The sequence below is a fragment of the Propioniciclava sp. LT294 genome, assembly GCF_059516005.1.
Genome location: NZ_JCAKNG010000003.1, coordinates 118125 through 140206, shown reverse-complemented (window position 1 = coordinate 140206; position 22082 = coordinate 118125). Strand labels below are relative to the sequence as shown.

The following is a 22082-nucleotide window of genomic DNA, read 5'->3' as shown; positions in this document are numbered from 1 at the left end:
ACGAAAAGGAACGACAATGACTGAGAGAAACACGTCCCACATCGTTGTGGGCGACGGCCGGTTCGTCGTCGACGGCGAGCCGCTCAAGCTCTATGGCGGCGCCGTCCACTACTGGCGGCTCGACCGGGACAAGTGGGACGGAATCCTTGACTCCGTCAAGGGCATGGGGTTCAACATGATCTCCATCTACATGCCTTGGGAGATCCATGAGATCGCGAAGGGCGAGTTCGACTTCTCGGGCAACAAGGACATCGATGCGTTCATGACCTTGTGCGAGCAGAAGGGCCTGACGATCGTCGCCCGGCCCGGCCCCCAGATCAACTCCGAGCTGACCTGGTTCGGTTACCCCAAGCGCATCCTCGAGAACGACCGTCTGCACGCACGCAACGCCAAGGGAGGCATGACGGTCCTCACACAGGTGCCCAAGCCCATCCCTGCGCTCAACTACGCCGCGGACGAGTTCTTCGAAGAGACCGCACTCTGGTACGACGCGATCTGCGCGATCCTGGCCAAGCACGCCTACCCCAATGGCGGTCTGGTCGCCGCCCAGGTCGACAACGAGATGGCCTACTTCTTCTGCATCAACGCCTATGCCGCCGACTTCAGCGAAGCCTCGCTGCGCAACTACCGCACGTTCCTGGTGAACAAGTACGGCTCACTGGACGCGATCAACGCCGCCCACGGGCTGTCCGCCACCTCGATCGACGAGGTCGATGCCCCCCGCCGGTTCAGCGCCACCAAGGCGGACGAGATCCCGCGGTACGCCGACTGGATCGAGTACCGCGAGGTCTACCTGATCGACTCCATGGATCGACTCGCCGGCATGATGCGGGAACGCGGGCTGGGCAAGATCGCCCTGTTCCACAACTACCCCCACCCCCTGGGGCCGGGCGGAGCAGCGTCCGGCTTCACCACCCCGTTCAACATCGCCAAGCTCGAAGAGAAGCTCGACTTCGTCGGCTTCGACATCTACTCCCGCAAGGAGCTCTACGGCCACGTGAAGACCGTCGGCAGCTACGTCGTCGGAACCAGCCGGTACCCCTACATCCCCGAATTCATCGCCGGCGTCTGGCCCTGGTACCTGCACCCCGGCGAGCTGTACGACGAGGAGTTCGTGACCAAGGCCGCCCTCGCCCAGGGCATCAAGGGCTTCAGCCGCTACATGCTCGTCGAACGCGACCGCTGGCTCGACTCGCCGGTCCGGCGCGACGGCCGGGTTCGCGAGGACCACGCCGCCATGTTCGGAGCCGCCAACCGCATGCAGCTCCAGGGACGCTTCTCGGACCTGCGCCGCGAATCCGACGTGCTCCTCCTCGCCAACCGCGAATACGACCGACTGGAAGCCGCCAGCGTGCTGGTGTCCTTCCCCGGGGACTTCCTCGAGACGCCGTCGGGCTTCTCCGAGTACGCCAACCCCCTGACCATCAGCGAGCACCGCCTCGGCTTCGACAAGGCACCCCAGCTGGAGAAGTCCGAGTGGTTCGGGGCCTTCCACCGTGCCCTCAGCTCGGGCGGCTACGACTTCGTCCTCTCAGACACGGCGCTGGACCCCTCTCACTGGTCCAAGTACCGGGTGGTCAGCATCACGACCCTCGACTACCTTGATGCCGGCCTCCAGCAGGCACTGGTCGACTACGCGGCAGCAGGCGGCACTCTCGTCATCGGTCCGCGCCTGCCCCGGTACGACAGCCTGATGCGCCCGTGCACCATCCTCGCCGACGCTGTGGCGGCCAACGCACCCCGGATCGTCCTGGTCGATTCGGCCGAGGAAGTCCCGAGCGCCATGATCCGCACCTGTGGCCAGGCCGGGGTAGCACTGATCGGGCGAAACGACCCTCGTCTTGACGTCATCGTGCACGGCGACACCGTCGACGAGGCACGCAAGGTCGTCTTCGTGGTCAATCCCACGGCCGACCGCGTCGAGGCGACAGTAGCGATCAGCGTCCCGCTCCACTCGGCCACCGAGCTGTGGACCGGAGAGCCGGTCCGGCCGAGCGGCGACACCATCGCGGCCTCCATGGCTCCCTACTCAATCCACGTCTACGAGTGCCGCACGGCCTGAAAGGAACCGAACATGCTTCACGGAAATGTACTGATGGCCGACCTCGACGTCGACCAGTGGCGTAACGCTCAAGATCTCGTCCTGAAGTCAGCGAAGGAGGCGAAGCGGCTGGTCGTCATGCTCGAAGACGGCGAGGTGGTCAAGTGCCGGCACACGACGGGCAGGGCAGTGAACCAGGCACCGACCCGGGTCGAGGACCTGAACGTCGCGGCACGCTCGCTGTACGAGGCAAACAAGGAGGACACCGACTTCGTCCTCGTGATGGAGCGCGACGCGGCGGACGAGTACTTCGCTCGCTATCAGGATGCCTGGAGTGCCGACGAGGATCTGGACGAGTACGTCCGCAGAACCTACGCCTCGCTCGACGACTTCGCCGACAGGATCGTCACCTACCCCACCCCCGCCCGCGAGACACTCGGGCTGCAATGGCGGATCGGGGCGACCTTCGAAGAACTCGAAGGCGCGGTCCGCTCCCTGGTTGATCCCGGCTCAACGGTGGTTCTCGCCGTCCACGACGGTGAGAAGCTGTGGACCAGCCTCATCCTCTCCTTCGACGCCGACCTGAAGATCATCTCGATCGGAACCGCCGACCCGAGCCTGGTGGACATCCATGGTCCTCGCGCCGAAGTGGTGGAACGACTCGTGCGCTTCGCCGACGCACGCGAAGGCAACGTTGGGCTGGTCGTCGAGGCCACGCTGCACGCGGCCAAGGAGTTCCTCGCCGCCACCGACAAGAAGGCAGTTCGCGCCCGACTCGGCGACGCCTTGGTGGTTACCGAACGGTAGCCACCAAGGCGTGGGGTAGGGGCCACCGCCATGACGCCTCCTACCCCGAGCAGTGGCCGGGGTGTCCTGTCGCCCCGGCCACTGGAGCACCTCGGGTAGGGGGCATCCGTGAAGCTCTGGAGTCCGTCACCCGGCGAGTTCCGGGTGGCCCACTGGCGACCCGTGGTTGATCCACAGCGCAAGCCGCTCACGCGAAAGGAGTTCGTCGACGACCATGAAAGCCGCACCCTTCAGGCCCGCTGTGCTCCCCAAGGGGGAGCGATCGATCAGGAGCGCGCGTGTGGCCAGTGGGAGAGATCGACTGATCACCACTTGGCGCACGACAGCCAGATACAGGTCTCCGATCTCCGTGACTCCACCGCCAAGCAGGATCAGCGATGGGTTGAAGAAGTTGACCAACTGCGAGAGCGTCTCGCCCACCAGTCGCGCGGACTCAGTGACCAGCTCGACGGCTCGCTGGTCGCCGAAGATCGCACCGCGCCCCACGTCCGCCGCCGTGATCTCCCCACCTGCCTCAAGGACCTTCGACAGAAACGGACTCTCACCGGCTTCAGCGGCTGACCGGCCCTGGCGAGCGAGGGCAGCACCACCGGCGAGGGCTTCAAGGCACCCGAGCTGTCCGCAACGGCAGACCACCCGCGATTCCACGCGCGTGCCGATGTGTCCGATGTCGCCAGCGGCGCCTTGGGCCCCGCGATGAAGCCGTCCCATGGAGACCAGGCCGGCGCCGATCCCCGATCCGACCTTCACGTAGATCACGTCCCGCCGGCCGAAGGCGAGACCGTCGCGGAGTTCCCCGAGCGCCATGACGTTCACGTCGTTGTCGACCCAGGTCGGCGCCAGGAATCGCTTCGAGAAGAAGCTGCGGACATCGAAACCGTCCCAGCCGGGCATGATGGGGGGCGCGACTGGTCTGCCACTGGTGAACTCAACGGGTCCCGGCAGGCCGATGCCAATCCCCCAAACGTCCACCGCGTTGTCCCGGATCAACTCATCGAAGTGTTGAGCGACTCGCCCAAGAATGGCCGCGGGCCCGTCGGTGATGTCGCTCGGCTCGGATCCGTGAGAGATCAGGCGCCCTGCGAGGTCCGAGAGCCCGACGCTCATCGTGGTTGCGCCGAGCTCGGCCACCAGCACATGACCCGCTCCCGACGAGAAACGCAAGCCGCGAGCGGCCCGACCGCCCGTGGATGAGCTGAGCCCTGCCTCCATGATCAAGCCCTGCTCGATGAGCTGGGCCGTGCGCTGCGTGACAACGTTGCGGCCCAAGCCGGACGCTCGGGCGATCTCTGGTCTCGTCCATTCGTCCCCGTTGCGTATCAGGGTGAGCACGGCCACCAGAGCGTCGAGGTGGTCGTCGGCGGGCGCAGGCCTAGGCGTCATGGGAACTCCGTATGCATTCGATCATCATAATTCCGCGCTGCGGGTGTTGACTTACGCACGCGTCGTGCATAAGACTGCATGCGTGACGACGACAGAGCACACGTTCGGAGCAGGAGCCGGCGTCTTCCAAGGACCTCCTGTGCGGGCCGGCATCATTGGCGCCGGCTTCATCGGAGAGGTGCATGCGCGCGCCATCCGAGCAGCGGGCGGGCGCTTGGTCGCCGTCTCGGACGGGACGGCAGACCGCTCGGAGAATGCGGCCATGCGGCTGGGGGCAGAGTCCGGACTCGCGACCGCCGAGGAGCTTCTCGCCTCCCCGGGCGTCGACGTGGTCCATATCTGCACACCTAATCATCTTCATGCTCCGCTGGCGAAGATGACGATAGCTGCTGGGAAGCACGTCATCTGCGAGAAGCCTCTCGCCACGAGCCGCGCCGACGCTGAGGAGTTGGTGCGCCTGGCCGACAGCGAGGGCGTAACAGCAGCGGTGCCCTTCATCTATCGCTACTACCCGACCGTTCGAGAGGCCCAGGCACGCGTTGCCGAAGGGTCGAGCGGGCCGGTTCGGCTGATCCATGGCTCCTATCTGCAGGATTGGCTCTCTCGGCCGGCGGACGACAACTGGCGGGTCGACCCCGGGCTTGGTGGTGCGTCGAGAACCTTCGCCGACATCGGCGTGCATTGGTGCGACCTGGTGGAGTTCGTCACGGGGCACCGAATCGTCGCATTGGCCGCTCGGCTCATGACCGCGGTCCCGTTCAGATCGATCGCGGGCGACCAGGCCACCGTCGCCCCACGTCCCGTCGAGACCGAGGACGCGGCGAGCTTGGTCTTCGAGACCGACGGCGGCGCCGTGGGCTCACTCGTGGTCAGCCAGGTGACCCCGGGCCGGAAGAACCGCCTGTGGTTCTCCATCGACGGCGCCGAGACCTCGATGGCCTTCGACCAGGAACAGCCGGAATCACTCTGGATCGGCGGCAGGGATCAGACCAACATCCTGATGCGCGGTTCCGCGGCCATGTCTCCTGCTGCCCAAAGGCTGTCGGTCCTTCCCGCCGGCCATCCCCAGGGCTACCAGAACTGCTTCGATGCCTTCGTCGGTGACGTCTACTCGACGCTGTCCGGGGACCCGCAGCACGCGATGCCGCGCTTCTCGGACGGGCTGAGGGCTGCAGTCCTCACCGAGGCGGTCCTTGCCTCAGCTGAGCGACGAGCGTGGGTGGAGGTTGCGGCATGAAACTCGGATTCCTCACCGCCTGCCTGCCCGGGCTGAGCCTGGAAGCGATCGCGGACTACGCCGTGGAAAGCGGGTACGAAGCCCTCGAAGTGGCTGCCTGGCCGGCACTCGGTGATCGCCCTTTCACCGCCACCCATCTGGACGTGGCCAACTTCAGTGCTGCGCGCGCCGATGAGATCCTCACACTCTTCGGAGACCGCGGTCTCACGCTCTCCTCGTTGGCGTTCTACGACAACAACCTGCACCCAGATCCTGATGAGCGGCGGAGGATCAACGACCATGTGTTGGCGTGCGTGGACGCCGCCGCGCAGCTTGGCTGCCCCACGGTCGGGACCTTCGTTGGCCGGGACCCGGGCCGTACGGTCAGGGAGAACCTGGCGGATGCCGAGCGCGTCTTCGCGCCTCTCGTCGAGAGGGCCGGTGAGAAGGGCGTCAAGCTCGTCATCGAGAACTGCGTCATGGAGGGCTGGCACCCCGATGGCTACCCGGGAAACCTGGCCTACTCGCCCGAACTCTGGGAGTGGATGTTCTCGATCGGCCTCTACCTGAACTACGACCCGTCGCATCTGGTGTGGATGGGGATCGACCCGGTGGCGGCGCTGCGTCCCTATGTCGGGAAGGTCGCCCACGCCCAGGCCAAGGACAGCCAGGTGTTCCCCGACCGCCGCAACCGCTACGGATATCCCGGTCGCGCTGTCGACCGCCCCGACCCGTGGGACGTGGGCTGGTGGCGCTACCGGGTGCCCGGCCTCGGTGACGTGGACTGGCGACGCGTCGTCGACACGTTGTACGAGGGCGGTTTCGACGGCGTGCTGTCCGTCGAGCACGAGGACCCGATCTGGACGGGCACCGAGGACCGCATCAAGGCCGGCCTCGAGATCGCCCACCGAACCCTGCGCCCACTCATCATCCGCTGAACAGAACTGAGAAAGAAGAGGGCAATGACTGACACCATGTCCGCCTTGCGGCTCCACGCACCGGGCGACCTACGCCTCGACGAGGTGCCCATTCCCTCCCCGGGCGTCGGTGAGGTGCTGGTGAAGGTGCATCGGTGCGGCATCTGCGGCACAGACCTCCACATCGCCAAGGGTCACTTCCCGGCTCCCAATCTGCCGCTCACGCTCGGACACGAGTTCTCCGGGACCGTCGTCGCGCTCGGCGACGGAGTCTCCGACGTCGGCGTCGGCGCCCGCGTGGTCGTCGACATCAACATCGCGTGCGGGCACTGCTACTTCTGTACGCGAGGACAGAAGCTGTTCTGCCCCAGCGTTGCCCAACTCGGGGTTCACCGGGCCGGCGGCCTCGCGGAGTACGTCACCGCCCCAGCGACCAATCTCCACTTTCTCCCCAGCGAGCTGTCGCTGGACACCGCCGCCTACGTTGAACCGCTGGCGTGTGCCATTCACGGCCAGGATCGGATCGGGATCCGTTCCGGTGACTCGGTTCTCGTCATCGGCGGCGGGCCCATGGGCCTGGCACACATCGCGCTCGCCCGCATGAACGGCGCCGCGAACGTCATCGTCTCTGAGCCGAACGCCACCCGCCGCGCTCTGGCGGAACGCCTTGGTGCGGACTTCACCATCGATCCGACCAATCAGGGACTGGCCGAAGCCCTGAAGGATCTCACCGGCGGTGTCGGTCCGGACGTCGTCATCGAGGCCGTCGGCAGCGTCCGCACCTATGAGTCCGCCATCGAGGTCGTTCGCCGAGGCGGGAAGGTCCTTGCCTACGGTGCGGCCGCCCAGGACGCCGTGATGTCACTGAAGCCCTTCGACGTCTACTCCAAGGAGCTCACGATCGCCGGCTCCTACGCCGGGACCTATGACACGTGGCCCAGGGCAATCGCGCTGCTTGCCGGCAAACGTTTCGACCCCGCGCTCATCGTCGACAGCATCCGGCCGCTGAGCGAATCCGTCGATGCGCTCAACGAACTCGGAACCAACCCCACGCTGACCAAGGTTCACATCCAGCCCTGACCTCCCCGCCCCGTCGCAATCGCCTTCCCAACACCTGACGCACCACCACAAGCCCGAAGAAAGGACCATCGATGTTCCCGAAGACCAGGAAGCGCCGCCTTCTGGCGGCAGCCGCAACTGTCGCATTGACCGCGCTCGCGTTCTCCGCGTGCGCCGCAGGGGGTCCCCCGGCACAGACAGCCGGAGGGAAGGTCACCCTGAATGCGATCTTCCTACCCGCCACCTGGGGCACGGTGGTGAAGGAGAAGCTCGCCCCCGAGTACGAGAAGCAGACCGGCGTTCACGTCGAGGTTCAGCTCATCGGGCGCGACGCGATCCACGAGAAGATGGCCACTCTCTTCGCCGGCCAGGACTCCAGCTTCGACATCTTCAACCTCGACTACAACTGGATCCCCGAGTTCGGCAAAGCGGGCCACCTCGTTCCTCTGGACGACGCGATCACCGCCGAGGACAAGGCCGACTTCCTGCCGCTGGCCACTCAGGTCGCGACCTGGGACGGCAAGCTGCTCGGAATCCCGCAGACCATCCACCCTGCCCTGCTCTGGTACCGCAGCGACCTGTACAGCGACCAGAAGGTTCAGGCTGATTACGAGGCCGCCACCGGGGAGGCCCTCACCCCGCCCAAGACCATGGAGGAATGGGCCAAGCAGGTCAAGTTCTTTAACGGCAGGACCTACGAGGGTGTGAAGCTCAATGGCTGGGCGGCTCAAGCGGCCAAGGGCTTCGGCAATGTCCACACCTGGCTGAGCTTCTGCTACAGCTTCGACTGCACCCCGTTCAACGGTGACTTCACCGCGTCGAACCTCGCCAGCCCGCAGGCGAAGGCCGCCACTGCCCAGTGGGCCGAGATGATGAAGTACATGCCTGAGGGCGCGAACCAGTTCACATACGACAACGTCACCGCTGCCGCTCAGCAGGGCACCATCGCCACTGCAATCCAGTGGTCCTGGGGTGCGTTCGCGGTAGACGACCCCTCAGCCTCCAAGACCGTGGGGAAGTGGTCCTTCACCCAGATTCCTGCGGGCCCGAGCGGAACGAGCTCGTCCCACCTTGCCGAATGGGTGATCTCGGTCTCCAAGTACTCCAAGAACGTCGATGAGGCCAAGAAGTTCGCCGCGTGGCTTGAGACCAAGGAGAACGACGTCTTCCAGGCCGACAACGGTGGTGGCGACCCCGTCCGCACCTCGTCGTACTCGAACAGCACCCTCACCGAACAGAAGGTGGCCGGTAGCGACGCCCTCCGCTTCCGCCGGCTGCCGGAGGTTCTCACCGCAATGAAGTCCGCCCAACCGCGTCCCTTCTTCCCGGCGGAGGAGGGCTGGGAGACCATCCTCAGCACCCAGCTGAGCGCGATCTCCCAGGGCCAGTCATCGGTGGACGAAGGCCTGGCGGCAGCAGATGCCGCAGTGAACAAGTACCTCGCCCAGTGAAGTAGCTGGCCCACCACCGAGAAGCGGACAACATGGCAAGCAGCATCAGCATGACGGGCGCCCCGGCGACAGTAGTGTCGCCGGGGCTCGCCCCAAGACGTCGTCGGCCACGGCAGATACTGCGCTACAGCGCCATGTTCCCTGGACTCCTGGTACTAGGAGCGTTCGCCCTTTACCCCGCGGTCTACTCCCTGGTCATCTCGTTGTTCAACTGGAACCTGACCTCCCCCACGCAGCGTTTCGTGGGTCTCAGGAACTACCAGGACCTGCTCACCGACCCGGCCTTCTGGCACGCCGTCGCCATCACCATCGAGTTCGTCGCCGTGTCGGTCGGCGTCCAGTTCCTGCTCGCCTTCGGCCTGGGCCTGATCTTCTTCCGAGGGCTACCCGGTGACAAGGTGATGCGCGCACTGATCCTCATGCCGATGCTGATCGCGCCAGTGGTGGTCGGGCTGCTTTCGCGGTTCAGCCTCGAACCGACCTTCGGCATTGTCAACCAGCTACTTCGGCAGTTCGGCCTGGGAACCTTTGACTTTCTCGGGAGTCCAGCGCTGGCCCTGCCGACTCTGATCGTCATCGACGTCTGGCAGTGGACGCCTTTCCTCTTCCTCATCCTCCTTGCCGCCATGCAGGGCATCCCCGAAGATGTCATCGAGGCCGCAAAGATCGACGGTGCGTCGTGGCCGCGGATCATTTGGCACATCTTCCTGCCTCTCCTGCAGTACCCCATTCTGGTCGGCCTCGCGCTGCGGGTGATCGACGCGTTCCGGGTGTACGACCTGGTGTTCATGACTACGCGAGGCGGTCCGATCGATGCGACCTCGACGATGTCCTGGCAGATCTATGACGTCGGCTTTCGAGTCTTCAACCTGTCCTACGCTGCGGCCTTCTCGTGGCTCCTGCTCATCCTCGTGATGGTGACGGTGAGCTTCATGATGCGCCGCATCGTCGCTAACCAGGAGGACTGATGATGACAACAGCTGCGCCGCGCCCAAGGCGACGCCGGGTGCACTGGTCCACAGGAGTCAGATTCCTGATGGCCGCTGTCGCCACCATTGGGTTCATCGCGCCCATCGCCTGGATGGTGACCACAGCCTTCAAGACCACCAAGGACGCCTTCTCGCCAGCTCCAGAACTCCTGTTCAGCCCAACCATGGAGAACTTCTCTCAAGTCTTCTTCCGCAGCCAGTTCGGCTACGCACTCGTGAACAGCCTTCAGGTGTCGATCATCTCGACCTTCGTCGCGGTGGTATTGGGCTCCGGTATCGCCTACCCGCTCGCGCGATTCCAGTTCAAGGCCAAGGGTCAGATCGCCAGCTGGATCCTGTCGCTACGCGTCATCCCGCCGATCGTAACGATCATCCCGGTGTTCCTGATGATGCGGACAATCCACCTGAACGGCACATTGACCTCGATCATCATGCTGCACACCTTCATGAACCTTCCCCTTGCCGTGTGGTTGCTCCGCGGCTTCTTCGCCGAAGTTCCCCGGGAACTGGAGGAGGCGGCCGCGATCGACGGACTCAACCCGCTCGGCGCGTTCATCCGGATCGTGCTGCCCCTTGCGATGCCTGGAGTCATGTCGACGGCGCTGCTCAGCTTCGTGTTCTCCTGGAACGAGTTCCTGTTCGCGAACATCCTGTCCGGCGCGTACACCCGCACGGCGACTGTCGCGCTCACCGAATTCGTCACCCCGGTAGGCACGGAATGGACGCGAATCATGGCGGCCGGCACGATCGTCGCCGTTCCCGTGTGGCTGGCTGCACTCGCCGCTCAGAAGTACCTCGTCCGCGGGCTCACTTTGGGCGCAATCAAATGACCGATCCTCAACTCGACCACCTACTCGAATCGCAACCCAAGGAGACACCGATGTCATCGACCACCCGGTTCAAGTACGCCTACAACTCCCTCGTCTATGTCGGTGAAGACCTCGCTCAGTCTGTCGACCGCGTTGCCCGCTTCGGCTACGACGCCATCGAGATCGTCGGTGAGCCGACGAAGATCGACGCGGACCGGGTTGCTCGGCTCACGAAGGACGCCGGCATCGGAGTCAGTAGCATCTGTTCGATCTACACCGCCGATCGGGACCTCATCCACCCAGATCCTGCGGCTCGCAAGGCGGCTGTCCAATACGTCAAGGATCTGGTCGACTTCGCCGCAACCATGAACTGCCCGACAGTGGTCCTCCACCCAACTGCCAACATGAAGATCAAGCCGCTCGGCTCCAAAGAGGACGAGTGGAACTGGGCCGTAGAGTCAATCCGCGACGCCGGCGAATACGGGGCTGCGAACGGCGTCAGCTTCTCGCTGGAGGCGTGGAACCGGTTCGAGTCGTACTTCCTCAACCGGCTCGAGCAATGCCGCGACTTGTGGGCGGCAACCGGGTTGAGCAATGGCGGCGTACAGGGCGACACGTTCCACATGAACATCGAAGAGGCATCCATCGCCGAGGCATTCCGCGCTAGCAAGGGTGTGCTTCAGCACGTCCACCTCGCCGACTCCGACCGCACCGCACCCGGCGGGGCGCTCCTGGACTTCGTTCCGATCATCGACGCACTCGTGGAGATCGAGTACGACCACTACCTCAGCTTCGAACTGCTGCCAGCCGCGGCCGACCCCTTCTCCGGCGGCCGGAGCGAGGAGTTCTTCGACCGGTACACCGAACGCGCGATCCGAACGATCAAGGCCGTCGAGGAACTCGTTCGCACGCGTCGCGAGCTCGGCGGAAAGGCCTGACGATGGCGCCGTCAAGAGCGAACCTTGGGCTCAGCACCTTCATTCTGGCGTCGCCCTTCTCCGATCGCGATTGCGGAGTCTTCGAGAAGGTCCGCGAGTGGGGGTACGACCACATTGAGGTCTGCATCGAGGACCCCAGCGTCATCACCACCGAGGCTTTGAGCGCCGCGGCCGCCGCCGCGGATCTCCAGGTGTTGATCTGCGGAGCATTCGGCCCCAACCGCGACGTCTCGCATGAGGACGTTCACATCCGGCAGTTGGGGATCGACTACCTGCGTCATTGCATCGACTTCGCTGCCGCAGTGGGCAGCCCGCTCGTCAGCGGGCCGATGTATGCGACTACAGGCCAGGCCCGGTTGCTGGAGCCGCCCGAACGCCAAGCCCAATGGGATCGCGCTGTGGGAAGCCTCAGTGATGTCGCCACCCACGCCAGGAACGCCGGGGTGGCGCTCGCCATCGAGCCCCTGAACCGATTTGAGACCGACCTCATCAACACCGTCGACCAAGGGCTCGCCCTCTGTGCGGACATCGGCGCTGACAACGTCGGACTGATGTTGGACACCTTCCACATGAACATCGAGGAGAAGAGCCTCCCGGCAGCCATTCGACGAGCCGGCGACAGGATCTTCAACTTCCAGGCAGCCGAGAACGACCGAGGCACCCCCGGAACGGGACACACCGACTGGGACGGCGTCATCGCTGCACTCCAAGAAGTGGACTACGAAGGAACGATTGTCGTCGAGTCCTTCCTGCCTACTGTGAAAGAGATAGCCCGGGCAGTCTCGCTGTGGCGGCCGGTCGCTCCGTCGATGGATGAACTGGCTGAGCAAGGCGCGGCTTTCCTGCTCAACGCGCTGGCGAAGATCTCGGGCGAATAGGCATGGACGCCGACGGTGCTGTGATCATGATCGCCCGGTTCGATGCTCGCGACGGTATGGCCGATGTGCTGACATCCCGTCTTCAGGAGATGGTGCGGCTCACTCTGGCTGAACCTGGCTGCGTCCGATATGAGTTGCATCAACTCGAAGAAGCGCCCGCCCAACTGTTGCTGATCGAGCAATGGGACACGCAACAGAGCTTGGACACGCATATGAGAACCGAGCACGTCAGGGCGCTGGTATCGGATGCGCCCAGCCTCACGGTTCGCAACATCGAGATCGTCCGGCTTCGCCGAATCTAGCTCCGTCTCGATAGGCCGCCGCGCTGGGCTTGCCCCGGCGATCACGGGCACGTGAGGGGGCCGTCCCTACGGGAACGAAGCACATTCGGAGGTCGGTATCGGTCGATCCTCAGACCGACCGTGTCCGTCCGACAGCGAGGGCGGCAGCTCTCGTGACCACCACAGTCCATCTCATCGCGGGCGAGATGGCCGCCCTGCCTCGTCCTCCGTCTCGGATGAGAGGTGATCTCGCCCGGAGCCGGCGCGCAAACCCCTCTGCGCGCCGGCTCCACCATGCCGGGGTCTCCGAACTGGGAGATTGGGTCTGGCGTCGTGTCCGCTGGCGCGGGCGTGAGGGCCAGCCGAGTTACCGGGCCGCCAGGTCGTGTGACTGCTCAGCTCGCAGGTACGGCGAAGGGCCGTGCCTATTGCGAGATCCTTCGGTATGGGGTATCGCTCGTGCAGCCGGATCCCCGCGAGCTGGAGTACCTCCTCCTGGTCGGCCCACCCGCTGCACAAGTCGGAGTGGGTGGGCGTCAGGTTCTTCGACGAACGCCACACGGAGCTCGCCGTCGCGAGACGGGTGCGGCCAGGCGATGGTCCTTCGCGTCGGCCGTCAGGCGAGTTCGTAGGCGGCGTCCACGTCGTCGGTGCAGAGCGTGGAGTAGGCCACTGGTCCGTGGCCACAGGGGTGATGCCGTTGTTGTCGGCCGCGGGTCCGGGCAGCGCAAGCCCGAGGGCGAACCCGCCGAGCGTGAGCTCGATCTCGACCGGCTCTTCGTTGATCAGCGGCATCTCCGCACGGTGCGGTCTAGCCATGTCAACGCGCTCGTCCTGCTGCCGAGACGGCGTGAGTCCTGCCCCACATCTGCCCCTCGGGGCCGCTGCGAGCTCGTCGGAACTGTGCGAAACCCGTAGTCAGAGGCATCTTCTGTGGAGCTCCTTGGTAGGTTCAACTCCTCTCTCGCGCACAAAATGTGCCTGTGACCAGGGCTATGCAGTGAAAAGGCGGGAGGCGAAAACCTCTCGCCTTTTCTGTGTCCCGGTGTTGTGACGTGCGGCGGGCAGGGGAGGATGCATCGCTGAGGTGACCGGCGGTTCCTCGGGTGGCGCGTGTGTCCCGAGGCGTGGGGTGTGTTCCCCATGGCCAACACCATCTCGACCTACACCACCACGTCACCGCTCGTGAGGTAGTCGAGTTGGGCCCGCACGGACAAGGCGGCCGCGGGCCACAGGGATCGATCAACGTCGGCATAGACCTGCTCCACGACCTCGTCCGCGTCCCGGGCGCCCTGCGCCACCGCGCTGCGGACCTGGTCCAGACGCTCCAGGCGGTGGCGTCGGTAGAAGGCCACCGTCGCCGCGGCGTCCGCGAGTGGACCCCCGTGGCCCGGCAGGATGTCCGTGACGACGCCAGAGTGGATCGCCTTCTCGATCTTGGCCAGGCTGGCGAGGTAGTCGCCGAGGACGCCGTCCGGCCAGGTGACCACCGAGGTTCCCCAGCCCAGCACGGTGTCGCCACTGAACAGGGCGCCGTCCCCCCGGAGCAGGAAGCACACGGAGTCACTGGTGTGTCCGGGGGACGCCAGCACGCTGAGCTCGGCGCCGGCCTCCCGGATCACCTCGCCGTCAGTCAGGTCGTCGGAGCCGGCCCCGAACGCCCGCACGGGGGCGTCGACCCTGGCAGCGAACTCGGGGGCCCCCTCCGCGTGGTCGGGGTGGCGGTGGGTGAGGAGGACCTGGGCGACGCGGCGTCCGGCGACGACCGCCAGGATCGCCTCCAGGTGGGCCTCGTCGGCCGGTCCTGGGTCGATGACGAGGCAGTCGGAGTGCCCGGGCTCGCCGACGACCCAGGTGTTGGTCCCCTCCAGGGTGAGAGGCGACGGGTTGGGGCACAGGACGCACGCCACCCGCCCGCTCCACGAGCCGCCGGTCCAGCTGTGCGGCTCCCACCGGGGCGGCCGGGCGACGAGGGGGGTCGCACCGGTTCCGGTCACGAGTGGTCCTCAGGGGTGGCGCGGACCAGGAGCGCGGTCTCGTCGCCGCGCCGGATGGGTTCGGCCAGGATCGGCCGGAACGAGGGCGACGACGCCACACAGGACGCGGCGTCGGAGGCGCCGGCGAGTGCCTCCATCTGAGCGACGGTGGGGGGGAACAGCACGGCACTCCCCAGCTCCATCTCCGCGAGCAGATCGGCAGGCCGCACCCAACGGGCGTGGTCGGCCTCTGTGTTGTCGTTGTCGGGGACCTGGCCCTGGGGCACCTGCGCGACGAAGAACCGGGTGTCGTAGCGTCGCGGCTCGAAGCACGGAGTGATCCAGTGGGCGTGGGCCGCCAGCAGGTCGGTGCGCAGGACAAGGTTGCGCTCCATGAGGAGTTCGGCGAACGACTGCTCGCGGGCGAGGAGTCGGCGGCGAGCGGCCTGCCAGCCCGGGCCCCGGACGTCCTCCACCACCCTGCGCTCCCCGGGGCCGGCGAGCAGGACACCACACTCCTCGAACAGTTCCCGGGCCGCGGCGACGACCAGGGTGCGGGCGGAGGCGTCCGACGGAGCGGACAACACAGTGGCCCAGTGCGCCGGGGATGGGCCGGCCCACGGAAGGTGCTCGTCGGCGTCACGGGCGTCCACCCCACCGCCGGGGAAGACGTAGGCCGAGGGTGCGAACGCCATGGTGGACACCCGCTTCATCATGAAGACCTCGACCCCGGCCGCGGGCCCCCCGTCAGTGGCGTCCCTGACCAGCATGACCGTGGAGGCGTCCCTGGCGGGCGCCGCAGGGCCGCCCTCGCCCGTCAGCCACGCAAGCGCGCGGGCCTCCAGACCCTTGGGCATGGGGTAGATGCGGTCGCTCATGGTCACCCTTCCCGGTCCGGGCTGTCGCGATTCGATCGCACCGGTGGCTCGCAACCCGCGTCCGCTCGCACGCCGCCCCGGCGCTGCCATCCTACGAGGATGAACGCCGTGCCACGGAACACCGTCGCAGACATCCAGACGCGCAGCGCACGGCGGGCCGGTCCGGAATCACGGTGAACGATCTCGGCGGCGGTCAGTCAAGGGCTGTGTCCCCTCGTGCGCATTCCCCACGGTGGGGCGGTGCCCCGGCCGAGGTCACTGTCACGTCGTGACCCCGGCGCACGCGTCGCCGGACACGGCCCTCAGGCGGCAGCTTCCGCAGTCTGCCGTGCCATCTCCGCGTCGTGGGCCCGCCGGGCTCGGCGCCGCTCCGCCTGTCGATCCGGATCCGGCACGGGCGAGGCCAGCAGCAGCCGCTGCGTGTAGGGGTGGGCGGGGTCCACCGCCACCTTGGACGCCGGGCCCTGCTCGACGATCTCGCCCTTGTACATGACAGCCACGCGGTGGCTGACGTGCCGGATGACGTCGAGGTCGTGCGACACGAACAGGTAGGACACCATGAGGGTCTCCTGGATCTCGAGGAACAGATCCAGCACGCGGGCCTGCGTCGAGAGGTCCAAGGCTGAGACAGGCTCGTCGCACACGATGAGTTTCGGCTGGAGCGCGAGCGCGCGGGCGATGGCCACCCGTTGCCGCTGCCCGCCCGAGAACTCCCGTGGCAGACGCTCCATGGCGTCGTGCGGCAGGTGCACCCGCTCGAGCAGAGCCCGTACCCGCTTGCGCGCCTCGGCACCCGAGATGCCCTGGATGCCCAGGGGCTCGCTCAGGATGTCCCCGATGGTCATGGACGGGTTCAGCGACGTGTACGGGTCCTGGAACACCACCTGGATGTCCTTGCTCAGGCCACGACGCTCCTTGCGGCTCGCGTGGGCGATGTCGCGACCCTGAAAGAGCACCCGCCCCCCGGTGATGGGGGCCAGCCCCAGCACCGCCCGGCCGAGCGTGGTCTTGCCACAGCCCGACTCGCCGACGAGGCCCATGGTCTTGCCCTCCTCGACGGCCAGCGAGACCCCGTGCAGGATCTCCACCGGCTTCGCGAACAGTCCACGCTGCGGGTAGGCGACGCGCACCTCCTCGACGTCGAGCAGGTGGTTGCCCGGGGGCAGGTCCTCCACGTGCGGGGCGTGCCCGGCGACATCGTCGAGCCGCTCGGCGGGCGACACCAAGTCCGGATCGTGCGCGGCCGGACCCGGCCCGGGAATCGGCTGGTCGGGCAGGTTCCCACTCATCGGTCGCCTCCAACGGGATCGGGGAGAAGCTTGGTACGCGGCGTCTTGTCGACCAGCATGGACTCCAGCAGCATCTTCGTGTAGGGGTCCTGGGGCGTCCGGAGGATCGAACGCACATCACCCTGCTCCACGATGCGGCCGTTCTGCATGACCGCGACGCGGTCGCACAGATCGGCGACGACGCCGAAGTTGTGCGTGACCAGGATGATCCCCTGGTGCAGCTCGCCCTGCAGCCTGCGGATCAGGTCGAGCACCTCGGCCTGGACCGTGACGTCGAGGGCCGTGGTGGGCTCATCGGCGATGATGAGGTCGGGGTTGCACGAGATGGCGCCGGCGATCAGCACCCGTTGAGCCATCCCGCCCGAGATCTGGTGGGCATAGCTGCGGAAGGTGCGTCTCGGGTCCGGGATCCCCACGAGCCTGAGAAGTTCCAGCGCTTGAGCCTCGGCCGCCTTGTCGTTGAGCCCCAACGTCCGTCTCATGGGACGGACCAACTGGGACCCGATCGTGAACGACGGGTCCAGATTGCTCATGGGCTCCTGCGGGATGTAGGCGATGCGCTTGCCGCGCAGCGGGGCGAGCCGTGCCTGGTCGATCTTCATGGCGGCGGCGTCGACGGTCTGGACGCCGTCGAACACGATCCGGCCGGTCGAGACCAGCGCGTTGTCCGGCAGCAGGCCGAGCACGGCGAACGAGCTCTGCGACTTGCCGGACCCGGACTCGCCCACGATGCCCAGCACCTCATCCCGGTCGACGTGGAAGGAGACCCCGTCGACGACCGTGCTGCGGCTGCCGTCGGGCTGCGGGTACTGGATCCGGAGGTCCGTGACCTCGAGCAGGTGGGGCGCGGGAGCCCCGCCGCTCCGGCCGGCACCGGTGGCGGTGGCGGACCCGGGCTCGCCCCGGGTGGCGATCGGGACGCCCGCCGCCCCGCGAACGGCCTTCCGCTTCTCCTTGGTCTTGACCTGGTCCTCCAGCGCGTCTCGCAACGCGTTCGCGAAGAGCACGAAGCCGCCGATGGTGAGCGAGATGGCGAGGGTGGGCCACAACAGCGCCAATGGCTGGCGGTAGATGCTGCGGAAGCCGTCGTTGATCATGACACCCCACGTGGAGGCGCTGGGGTCGCCCAGACCGAGGAACTCGAGGGCCGACTGGAAGGAGATGGCGATGCCGCACACCATGGAGGCCTGGATGATGACCGGCGCCCGCACGACACCCAGGACGTGGCGACCGATGATGCGGAGGTCGGAGAGGCCGGCCACGCGGGCCGCGTCCACATACAACTCGTTGCGGACGGACTGCGTAGCGGCCCGCACGAGCCGGAAGAATCCGGGCGCCACCATGACACCGAAGATCGCCATGGTGATCTCGACCGAGGGGCCGACCGCCGCACGGATGGCGAGCAGCACGATCAGGTTGGGCAGGGACATGAGGATGTTGGTGGCCCAGCTCGCGAGGCCGTCGAACCAACCGCCGTAATATCCGGCGACCAGACCGGCGGGCAGGCCGATGAGGATGGCGACGGTCGCCGCGATGGCGGCGGAGGAGAGGGTGCCGCGCGCACCGAAGAGCAGGCGTGACCAGATGTCGCGACCGTTGGAGTCGGTGCCCATGAGATGCTCGGCCGACGGGCCCGCGAGGACCTGGTTCGACACCGTGACGGGGGCGAAGGGGGCGATGATCTCGGCGAACACTGCCCAGCCGATCACGAGGGCCAGCAGGATGACCGACGTCAACCCCATCGGATTGCTGAGCAGCCGTCGGACGACCCCTGCTCGCTTGACAGTGCCGGACTGGCCGGCCGTCGTGCCGGACCCGTTCCCGGGATCGGCGCCCTGGATCGCCGTGGTGTCGCTCATGACACACGCACCTTCGGGTTGAGCCAGCCGTTGGCGATGTCGACCAGCAGATTGACGACGACGACGATCGCCACCGTGTAGATGACGACGCCCATCACCAGGGGCAGGTCGTTCTGGGTGGTGGCATCCACGGCCAGGCGACCGAGCCCCGGGAGGGCGAAGATCGACTCGATGATCACGACGCCACCGAGGAGGCCGATGAACTGCAACGACAGCACGGTCAGGCCGGCGGGCGCGGCAGCCCGGAGCACGTGCCGGAAGAGGATCTCGCGCTCGGGGATGCCCCGGGACCTGAGGGTCCGGACGTAGTCCAGTTCCATCTGCTTGATGAACGCGCTGCGGATCTGCTGCGCGGCCCCGGCGATTCCGTTCAGGACGAGACCGATGACGGGCAGGGTGAGGGAGACGACCCAGTCCCCGAGCCCGGAGCGGGGTGTGATGCGGGAAATCGCCGGGAACCAGCCCAGCTTGATGGCAAAGACGAGCACCAGCACGATGCCGATGATGTAGCCGGGGATGGCCGCGGCGAGCACCGCGAGGACCTGGACGATGCGGTCGGCGACGCCCCGCTTGACGGCGGCGGTCACACCGAGCAGGGTCGCCACGGCCGCGATGAGGAGGATGGCCACCGCGACCATCGTGAGCGTGAGCGGCAGGCGAGCTCCGATGGCGGAGAAGACCGGCTGGTTGGTGAACCAGGAGCGGCCGAACTCCAGCTGCACGGCATCCGTCAGCCAGGTGACGAGGCGCTCCAGCAGGGGCCGGTCGAGGCCCAGCTGCCGGGCCTTGGCGGCAACGGCCTCCTCGGAGGCCTGGTCACCCATGAGGTTGCGAGCGATGTTGCCGCTCGAGAGGAAGAGCAGCAGGAACGTGGTGCACGCCACCACGAACAGGGCCCCGACGCCCGAGACCAGACGTCTTCCGATGAAAGTCAACATGAATGGGAGCACCCTTCAGGCGAAGCGGTGGTGCACGTCCGGCCTGCACGCTGCCGGGCCGGACGTGCAGCACTCGGGGGGGTCAGGAAGCGGGCTCGTAGTTGTAGATCGACGGCACGGCCATCTGGACCTGGGGCTCGACCTTGACCTTGTCGGCGTTGTACACGTAGTTCTGCTTGATGCGGTAGAACGGCGCGAACCAGGCGTTCTCGACGATGTAACGGTTCAGGGCCGGCCCGGCTTCACCCGGATCGTCACCGGCAGTGCGGACACCCTCGAGGAGGGCGGCCACTTCCGGGTTGTTGGTGCGGAACGGGTTGTACAGGGTCTTCGGCACGAGCATCTGGTTGGCTGCCACCCAAGCCGTCCCCTGGAAGAGCTGGAACCAGGCAATCGGGTAGTCGCCCCGCCCGATGATGCTGACGTATTCGGGCGCCGGCACGGACTGGAGCTTCACCTTGATACCCACGTCGGCCAACTGCTGGACCACGTAGTTGTTCACCACGTCGACGCCGGGCAGGAGCGGGGCGGACATCTCGAACCCCTTGGGGTACCCGGCCTCGGCCAGCAGGCTGCGGGCCTTCTCCGGATCGAACGTGTAGTAGGAGTCCAGCTCCTTGACGTACGCACCGGAATCCGGTCCGAACACCTGCGAAGTGATGTCGCCGCCGCCCATCATCACGTTCTTGAGCAGCGCTTCGCGGTCGATGGCGTAGTTGATCGCCTGACGCACCCGGACGTCGCCCATGGCAGGCACCTTGGCGCCGTCGCGATCGAAGAGGAGCAAGCCGCTCCAGTCGACGGGCCACTCCAGAGCGGTGAGCTTCGCGGCCTTCGCCTGGTCGCGGGTGGCCGGGTCAAGCAGCGTGGCGTCCACCTGGCCACCGGTCACCGCGTTCACGCGGGCGGTGACGTCGGGCAGGACCCGCAACGTGATGGTGCCCCACTTCTGCAGGTCGGGGTTCCAGTACCCCTCGCGCGCGGTGAAGACGTGCTGGGAACCCTTGACGGACTGCGCGGGGTCGAGCGTGTACGGCCCCGTCCCGATGGGCGCGTCCGCGATGTCGGTGCTACCCAGCTTCGCCGGGGAACCCATGAGCCCTGCGGCCTGGCTGAGGAAGTAGGTGAAGGCCGGGTCAGCCTGCGTGAGGGTGATGTCGATGGTGTAGTCGTCGACGACCGTGGCGGACCCGAAGTTGCCCAGCTGGGCCACCTGGCGGCCGTTCGCGCCCTTGAAGTGCTCGAGGTTGGCCTTGACCGCCTGGGCGTTGAAGGCGGCGCCGTCCGAGAAGGTCACGTCGTTGCGCAGCTTCAGACGCAGGACGGTGCGGTTGCTGTCGGTGTAGTCCCACGCGGTGGCCAGCATCGGCGCCAGCTTGCCGTCGGGTTCCCTCAGCAGCAGGGTGTCGTAGGGCGCCTGGTAGGGCTGGAGGAGGTGGCCGACGTGGGCCTGAGCAGGATCCCAGGATGCCGGTTCGGCCAGCACGCCCAGGACGAGGTCCTGGGGCGCCTGGGGTGCCTGGGCGGCTGCGGTGCCGGTGCCGGCGGTGCCGGCGGTGCCCGGCTGGCTGGATGTCCCCCCGGAACAGCCAGCCAGGGCGATGGCTGCCGCCACCAGCCCCGCGGCCCATTTGATGGTGGATCGTTTCATTGGTTCTCCTCGTCACTCTGCCCGACGATGCGGGACGCGTCTGCCCCGGCGCGCCTCCATGCACCCCCGGGAGAAGCCACGTCCGGGCTCCCCGTGACCATCCGGGAAGGTGTGACGAAGCCTAGGAGTGGAGACCGGCGGCTGCCGGGCGTTCGAAAAAGTCAATCGCCGAAGCGTGGGACCGCGAGCGCTCGGATCGACCCCGGGACAGGGCCTCGAAGCCGCGGAGACAGTCAGGCAGGCCGGACGCGACGCGGAGGCTAGTCGGCCCGGCGGGGCCGGCTTCAGGCGTCCGCCGCCACGGCGACACGGATGAGCGCGATCAACTCGGGAACGGCCAGACACAACTCCTCCGCCTCGGCCGGCGTGAACCAGCCGATCGCGTCGTGCTCATGCGGGGCGAGGTTCCCGGGCTCGCCGCACCAGCTGAGTGCCACATAGACATGGGTCTCTGCCCCGGGCACCTCGACGGGCACCGGCAGCAACTGGAGTTGTCCGACGACGACGCCCAGCTCCTCAGCGAGTTCTCGGCGCGCCGTGGCGTCCGGCTCCTCGCCCGCTTCGATGTGGCCACCGGGCAGGTCCCAGACATCCGGGAACAGGCGACGCCCGGGATGGCGGTGCACGAGCAGCGCCCGCCCTTCACGGACGAGCACGCAGAACGCCAGTCGATGGATCTCGCTCATGCGTCATTCAAACACGGCTGCAGGGTCAGCGGTCGT

General features: G+C 66.7%; 19 protein-coding genes. 11 read left to right on the top strand and 8 right to left on the bottom strand.

Annotated elements, in window-relative coordinates:
• Nucleotides 1–16: 16 nt before the first annotated feature.
• Both AC5YDA_RS05510 and AC5YDA_RS05505 read left to right on the top strand, forming a co-directional pair.
• Nucleotides 17–2062, top strand: a complete 2046-nt coding sequence (locus tag AC5YDA_RS05510; RefSeq protein ID WP_496192842.1) for a beta-galactosidase — start codon at nt 17–19, stop codon at nt 2060–2062.
• A gap of 33 nt (nt 2063–2095) precedes the next feature.
• Nucleotides 2096–2848, top strand: a complete 753-nt coding sequence (locus tag AC5YDA_RS05505; protein WP_496192841.1) for a hypothetical protein — start codon at nt 2096–2098, stop codon at nt 2846–2848.
• Between the two features lie 126 nt (nt 2849–2974).
• Here the strand turns inward: AC5YDA_RS05505 and AC5YDA_RS05500 are convergent, their stop codons facing one another.
• Nucleotides 2975–4231: an ROK family protein gene (locus AC5YDA_RS05500; protein WP_496192840.1), complete on the bottom strand. Its 1257-nt coding sequence runs from the start codon at nt 4229–4231 to the stop codon at nt 2975–2977.
• Between the two features lie 139 nt (nt 4232–4370).
• Here AC5YDA_RS05500 and AC5YDA_RS05495 point away from each other — a divergent pair, with 139 nt between their 5' ends.
• The 9 genes from AC5YDA_RS05495 (at nt 4371) to AC5YDA_RS05455 (ending at nt 12790) form a co-directional block, all read left to right on the top strand.
• The gene (locus AC5YDA_RS05495) at nt 4371–5468 is read left to right on the top strand and encodes a Gfo/Idh/MocA family protein (RefSeq protein WP_496192839.1); all 1098 of its coding nucleotides are present in this window, start codon (nt 4371–4373) and stop codon (nt 5466–5468) included.
• Nucleotides 5465–6385, top strand: a complete 921-nt coding sequence (locus tag AC5YDA_RS05490) for a sugar phosphate isomerase/epimerase family protein (RefSeq protein ID WP_496192838.1) — start codon at nt 5465–5467, stop codon at nt 6383–6385. Before AC5YDA_RS05495 ends, AC5YDA_RS05490 begins: the two co-directional genes overlap by 4 nt.
• 24 nt (nt 6386–6409) lie before the next feature.
• Entirely contained in the window at nt 6410–7444 is a 1035-nt protein-coding gene (locus AC5YDA_RS05485; protein ID WP_496192837.1) for a zinc-dependent alcohol dehydrogenase family protein, read from the top strand.
• Between the two features lie 71 nt (nt 7445–7515).
• Nucleotides 7516–8874 carry an ABC transporter substrate-binding protein gene (locus tag AC5YDA_RS05480; RefSeq protein ID WP_496192836.1) on the top strand — a complete coding sequence of 453 codons (1359 nt, stop codon included), beginning with the start codon at nt 7516–7518 and terminating at the stop codon, nt 8872–8874.
• A gap of 32 nt (nt 8875–8906) precedes the next feature.
• Entirely contained in the window at nt 8907–9842 is a 936-nt protein-coding gene (locus AC5YDA_RS05475; protein ID WP_496192835.1) for a carbohydrate ABC transporter permease, read from the top strand.
• 68 nt (nt 9843–9910) lie between these two features.
• Nucleotides 9911–10693, top strand: a complete 783-nt coding sequence (locus AC5YDA_RS05470; RefSeq protein WP_496192834.1) for a carbohydrate ABC transporter permease — start codon at nt 9911–9913, stop codon at nt 10691–10693.
• Between the two features lie 50 nt (nt 10694–10743).
• Complete coding sequence (locus tag AC5YDA_RS05465) at nt 10744–11610, top strand: TIM barrel protein (protein ID WP_496192833.1); 867 nt, start codon at nt 10744–10746, stop codon at nt 11608–11610.
• Between the two features lie 2 nt (nt 11611–11612).
• The gene (locus tag AC5YDA_RS05460; protein ID WP_496192832.1) at nt 11613–12488 is read left to right on the top strand and encodes a TIM barrel protein; all 876 of its coding nucleotides are present in this window, start codon (nt 11613–11615) and stop codon (nt 12486–12488) included.
• A 2-nt stretch (nt 12489–12490) separates the two neighbouring features.
• Nucleotides 12491–12790, top strand: a complete 300-nt coding sequence (locus AC5YDA_RS05455; protein WP_496192831.1) for a putative quinol monooxygenase — start codon at nt 12491–12493, stop codon at nt 12788–12790.
• Between the two features lie 1142 nt (nt 12791–13932).
• On the opposite strand, the gene AC5YDA_RS05450 is transcribed toward AC5YDA_RS05455, so the two are convergent.
• The 7 genes from AC5YDA_RS05450 to AC5YDA_RS05420 all read right to left on the bottom strand — a co-directional run bounded on the left by AC5YDA_RS05450 (nt 13933) and on the right by AC5YDA_RS05420 (nt 22046).
• The gene (locus AC5YDA_RS05450; protein ID WP_496190041.1) at nt 13933–14766 is read right to left on the bottom strand and encodes an MBL fold metallo-hydrolase; all 834 of its coding nucleotides are present in this window, start codon (nt 14764–14766) and stop codon (nt 13933–13935) included.
• A complete protein-coding gene (locus AC5YDA_RS05445; protein ID WP_496192830.1) occupies nt 14763–15623 on the bottom strand; it encodes an NUDIX hydrolase in 861 nt (286 codons plus the stop codon). Before AC5YDA_RS05445 ends, AC5YDA_RS05450 begins: the two co-directional genes overlap by 4 nt.
• A 302-nt stretch (nt 15624–15925) precedes the next feature.
• Nucleotides 15926–16912, bottom strand: coding sequence for an ATP-binding cassette domain-containing protein (locus tag AC5YDA_RS05440; protein WP_496190039.1), 987 nt, complete (start codon nt 16910–16912; stop codon nt 15926–15928).
• Nucleotides 16909–18771: a dipeptide/oligopeptide/nickel ABC transporter permease/ATP-binding protein gene (locus AC5YDA_RS05435; RefSeq protein ID WP_496192829.1), complete on the bottom strand. Its 1863-nt coding sequence runs from the start codon at nt 18769–18771 to the stop codon at nt 16909–16911. Before AC5YDA_RS05435 ends, AC5YDA_RS05440 begins: the two co-directional genes overlap by 4 nt.
• Nucleotides 18768–19709: an ABC transporter permease gene (locus tag AC5YDA_RS05430; protein WP_496190037.1), complete on the bottom strand. Its 942-nt coding sequence runs from the start codon at nt 19707–19709 to the stop codon at nt 18768–18770. The genes AC5YDA_RS05435 and AC5YDA_RS05430 overlap by 4 nt, the downstream gene beginning before the upstream one ends.
• Nucleotides 19710–19791: 82 nt before the next feature.
• Nucleotides 19792–21360: an ABC transporter substrate-binding protein gene (locus tag AC5YDA_RS05425; protein WP_496190036.1), complete on the bottom strand. Its 1569-nt coding sequence runs from the start codon at nt 21358–21360 to the stop codon at nt 19792–19794.
• 284 nt (nt 21361–21644) lie between these two features.
• Nucleotides 21645–22046, bottom strand: a complete 402-nt coding sequence (locus AC5YDA_RS05420; RefSeq protein WP_496190035.1) for an NUDIX hydrolase — start codon at nt 22044–22046, stop codon at nt 21645–21647.
• Nucleotides 22047–22082: the final 36 nt, after the last annotated feature.

Bases quoted from the DNA above. Each gene is read 5' to 3' on its own strand.
- AC5YDA_RS05510 (WP_496192842.1), top strand. From the start codon at position 17: ATGACTGAGAGAAACACGTCCCACATCGTTGTGGGCGACGGCCGGTTC.
- AC5YDA_RS05505 (WP_496192841.1), top strand. From the start codon at position 2,096: ATGGCCGACCTCGACGTCGACCAGTGGCGTAACGCTCAAGATCTCGTC.
- AC5YDA_RS05500 (WP_496192840.1), bottom strand. From the start codon at position 4,231: ATGACGCCTAGGCCTGCGCCCGCCGACGACCACCTCGACGCTCTGGTG.
- AC5YDA_RS05490 (WP_496192838.1), top strand. From the start codon at position 5,465: ATGAAACTCGGATTCCTCACCGCCTGCCTGCCCGGGCTGAGCCTGGAA.
- AC5YDA_RS05485 (WP_496192837.1), top strand. From the start codon at position 6,410: ATGACTGACACCATGTCCGCCTTGCGGCTCCACGCACCGGGCGACCTA.
- AC5YDA_RS05480 (WP_496192836.1), top strand. From the start codon at position 7,516: ATGTTCCCGAAGACCAGGAAGCGCCGCCTTCTGGCGGCAGCCGCAACT.
- AC5YDA_RS05475 (WP_496192835.1), top strand. From the start codon at position 8,907: ATGGCAAGCAGCATCAGCATGACGGGCGCCCCGGCGACAGTAGTGTCG.
- AC5YDA_RS05470 (WP_496192834.1), top strand. From the start codon at position 9,911: ATGGCCGCTGTCGCCACCATTGGGTTCATCGCGCCCATCGCCTGGATG.
- AC5YDA_RS05465 (WP_496192833.1), top strand. From the start codon at position 10,744: ATGTCATCGACCACCCGGTTCAAGTACGCCTACAACTCCCTCGTCTAT.
- AC5YDA_RS05460 (WP_496192832.1), top strand. From the start codon at position 11,613: ATGGCGCCGTCAAGAGCGAACCTTGGGCTCAGCACCTTCATTCTGGCG.
- AC5YDA_RS05455 (WP_496192831.1), top strand. From the start codon at position 12,491: ATGGACGCCGACGGTGCTGTGATCATGATCGCCCGGTTCGATGCTCGC.
- AC5YDA_RS05445 (WP_496192830.1), bottom strand. From the start codon at position 15,623: ATGAGCGACCGCATCTACCCCATGCCCAAGGGTCTGGAGGCCCGCGCG.
- AC5YDA_RS05440 (WP_496190039.1), bottom strand. From the start codon at position 16,912: ATGAGTGGGAACCTGCCCGACCAGCCGATTCCCGGGCCGGGTCCGGCC.
- AC5YDA_RS05435 (WP_496192829.1), bottom strand. From the start codon at position 18,771: ATGAGCGACACCACGGCGATCCAGGGCGCCGATCCCGGGAACGGGTCC.
- AC5YDA_RS05430 (WP_496190037.1), bottom strand. From the start codon at position 19,709: ATGTTGACTTTCATCGGAAGACGTCTGGTCTCGGGCGTCGGGGCCCTG.
- AC5YDA_RS05425 (WP_496190036.1), bottom strand. From the start codon at position 21,360: ATGAAACGATCCACCATCAAATGGGCCGCGGGGCTGGTGGCGGCAGCC.
- AC5YDA_RS05420 (WP_496190035.1), bottom strand. From the start codon at position 22,046: ATGAGCGAGATCCATCGACTGGCGTTCTGCGTGCTCGTCCGTGAAGGG.